Source organism: Methylobacterium sp. CCH5-D2 (assembly GCF_001556475.1).
GTDB classification, from domain to species: Bacteria; Pseudomonadota; Alphaproteobacteria; order Rhizobiales; family Beijerinckiaceae; genus Methylobacterium; species Methylobacterium hispanicum.
In genome coordinates this window covers 1-2,668 of sequence record NZ_LSIX01000733.1, presented here as the reverse complement: position 1 = coordinate 2,668, position 2,668 = coordinate 1, and the positions used below count along the sequence as shown (strand labels likewise).

The 2,668-nt window shown below is 72.5% G+C and carries 6 protein-coding genes; 2 read left to right on the top strand and 4 right to left on the bottom strand.

All coding sequences use genetic code 11. The features are described from left to right. Window positions 1-496: 496 nt before the first annotated feature. Together AX737_RS19460 and AX737_RS19455 are read left to right on the top strand one after the other, a co-directional pair. Window positions 497-706 carry a hypothetical protein gene (locus AX737_RS19460; protein ID WP_066924265.1) on the top strand — a complete coding sequence of 70 codons (210 nt, stop codon included), beginning with the start codon at window positions 497-499 and terminating at the stop codon, window positions 704-706. Between the two features lie 27 nt (window positions 707-733). Further along, entirely contained in the window at window positions 734-976 is a 243-nt protein-coding gene (locus AX737_RS19455; protein WP_066924263.1) for a hypothetical protein, read from the top strand. A gap of 143 nt (window positions 977-1,119) precedes the next feature. Here the strand turns inward: AX737_RS19455 and AX737_RS19450 are convergent, their stop codons facing one another. From AX737_RS19450 to AX737_RS19435, 4 genes are read right to left on the bottom strand one after another with little or no spacing between them, the layout of a single operon-like run. Continuing rightward, a complete protein-coding gene (locus AX737_RS19450; protein WP_066924261.1) occupies window positions 1,120-1,338 on the bottom strand; it encodes a hypothetical protein in 219 nt (72 codons plus the stop codon). Further along, entirely contained in the window at window positions 1,328-1,570 is a 243-nt protein-coding gene (locus AX737_RS19445) for a hypothetical protein (RefSeq protein WP_066924259.1), read from the bottom strand. The genes AX737_RS19450 and AX737_RS19445 overlap by 11 nt, the downstream gene beginning before the upstream one ends. Next, window positions 1,567-2,037, bottom strand: coding sequence for a hypothetical protein (locus AX737_RS19440; RefSeq protein WP_066924257.1), 471 nt, complete (start codon window positions 2,035-2,037; stop codon window positions 1,567-1,569). The genes AX737_RS19445 and AX737_RS19440 overlap by 4 nt, the downstream gene beginning before the upstream one ends. Then, window positions 2,034-2,414 carry a hypothetical protein gene (locus AX737_RS19435; RefSeq protein WP_066924255.1) on the bottom strand — a complete coding sequence of 127 codons (381 nt, stop codon included), beginning with the start codon at window positions 2,412-2,414 and terminating at the stop codon, window positions 2,034-2,036. The genes AX737_RS19440 and AX737_RS19435 overlap by 4 nt, the downstream gene beginning before the upstream one ends. Between the last annotated feature and the right edge of the window lie 254 nt (window positions 2,415-2,668).

Sequence of the window (2,668 nt, the reverse complement as noted above, 5' to 3'; positions counted from 1 at the left end):
TCGGCAAGGTGTACGGCGAGGCGCAGACCCGCGAGGAGGCGATCGGCGCGCTCCTCGATGCCGTGGAGCGGGCCAGGGCATGGGGTGAGCGCACCGGCAAGCCTTACGTGCGGCCGAACCCGCCGGCATGGCTACGGACCTGAGGCACTAGAGGATGCCGCGACGGACCATTCGGGACAGCCGAGACGCGGGCGGTCGCCAAGCGATAGGCGGAGGGAAGCCAACATGGCCGAGATTGCGTTCAGGGTCGGAGACACAGTTTGGGGCAATGCCCAGCACGCGGCGGGCCTCCCCTATCGCGCCACGGTTGAGGCGTTGAAGGACGGAAGAGCGAAGATCCGGCCGCTTGCGGGTGAGCATGTGCTGACAGCCGGGGAGGCCAAAAGCACCCGTAGCGGGCCGAGCGTCCGCGCCCGGTGGGTCGATGCTCGTTGGCTCAAGCCGATCAAGTCGCGAGTTCGGCTCCCGGGGCATCCGTAGAACGGAGGGAAGAGCGATGGCGCGGCGGTACTCTCGGGCGGAACTGGCGATCATCCGGCAGACGATGCGCTCGCGGGGCTACTGCCCGACCGAGGACGGCCCTTGGTGGGCGCAAGCCTATCCTCCGTTCGTGCGCCGCGTGCTGCGCCGGATGCATGACGAGGGCCAGCTCCGCCAGGAGATCCGCGCGTGCGGGCCGGTGTTCTACCGGCGCCGGGCGCCCTGAGTTCGACGGACAGGGTAGGAGCCGACTATGCCCGACATCCTCCAGAGCCTGCGCACGGTCCGCACCTTCCTGGTGTCCCGCAAATACGCCGCCTCGGCGGAGGTCGTAGCGGGAGCCTCGGCCGAGATCGTGCGCCTGCGCGAAGCCCTGCAGGCCATCGCGGATGGCGAAGGCGACCCACAGGTGATCGCACAACAGACGCTCGACGGGGCGGGGTTGGATGACCCGAATTGCGATCAGTCTGCGCCTGCGCCTGCGCCGCGCTCGTAGCGCAGGCCCCCAAACGACAAAAAGCCCGGTCACGGCATCACGCGCGCGACCGGGCAAGGGAACGAGCCCGAGGCGGCGGGGGTCGTGCCGCCCGGCTCTTCGCGGGGGTGAATCCGCGAGCCGGTCGGCGGTTCCCTGCCGCCTCAGATATTTTTGACCGCGGCCTCGGCGACCTGTCGCCGGCCGAGCAGAGCCTGCGCCTCCGCCAGCGAGAGGCCGAGGCGGGCGAGTGCGATTCCGTCGAGGGGCAGGCGCACGATCTGGCCGCGGCCGTCGGCGTAGAACAGCGCGGGCCGCCCGTCCGCCAGCCAGCCGATCCAGGGCGCGAGCAGCGGCCTCTCCGGGGGTGCGTCATCCGTCATTCGCGGCCGGGCTCCGGGGCAGGGCGGGCGGCAAGCCCTGATGGGCGTTGGCGGGCCGCGCGAAGTAGGAGCCCACGGCGCGGGCGAGCGCCCGCTCGAAGCTCTCGCCCGCGACCTCTTCGGTGGTGACGCGCGCGCACAGCACCCGGAAGGTGGCGCGGATGTCGCCCCCGTTCTGCTCGAGGAGCGTGAGCAGAAGCGCGGTGGCTTGGCGATCGACGGCGCAGCTCATGGCACCTCCGCGGACGCTGTCGGCTGGCGCACCGTCCAGAACAGGCCGGTGGCGGCCGTGTGGTACTCGACGAAGCCGGTGAGGCGGAACGGGCGGTCGCGTAAGGCTTCCGGCAGATCCACGCACTTGCGCGACCACTGCCCGGCCCGCACCGGCCGGGTCACCACCGCCCCGGTCAGGTCCTGGCTGTCGGCGACCGTCTCCAGCCGCTGGTAGGGGTAGAGCCGGGCTCCGTCGCGCAGGGTCCAGCCGGCATCGACGACGGCGGCCGGCCGCACCTTGTCGAAGGCCCAGGTGAAGCAGAGCCTGCCGTCGGGCAGGCGATCGACGCCGCGGATCACCTGGTGGCGGAGCACTGGCGCGAAGAGGGCTTCCGCGTCGGGCCCGGCCCAGAGAGTGCAGAGCAGCGCGAAGGCGGCGACGAGGAGCGCGCCCATCAGGCGCACGAAGGCGAGGAGCGCGCTCATTTGCCCGCCCCCGCCGCGACGAGCGCTGCCGCGATCGTCTTGAACACGCCGGAGATGAGGCCGGTGGCGGCCAAGCCCATCGCCGTGACGATCACGATGCCGATCAGCTTGTTGTGCCACTCCCGGCCCTTGCGGGTGTGGGCGAGGTCCTCGCGGAAGGAGCGGCGCGTCTCCGTGTTGTCGAGATCGACGTCGAGGAGCGTGCGGAACAGCTCCTTGAACACGGTCTCGGCGATGGCCTCGACGTCGGCCCGGGTGAGGGGCGCGCCCTCCTTGCGGGCGTTCGCCTCCTCGGCCGCGATGGCGGCGGCGGCTTTCGCCAGCGCCTCGACAAGCACGCGGGGATCGCCCACCGGCACCGGCAGGGTCTCGGACATGAGGGTGCGCTCCGGGATCTCAGCCGGCCGGGCGGGGCCCGAGGTCGCGGCGGGGCGTGGCGTGACGGGCAGTCCGGGGCGCGACGGTGACGCGCCCGTCAGGGCGGGGAGGGGCGTCTAGACGGGCGCGGGCGGGCGTCTAGTCGGGGTCGGTGGCCGGGTGCGCGTAGGCCGCGACCACCGCGCCGTAGCGGGCGGCGGCGTCCGCGAGCGCCGCGGCGTTGGCGTCCCCGTAGTCGAGGGCGCGGCGGGCG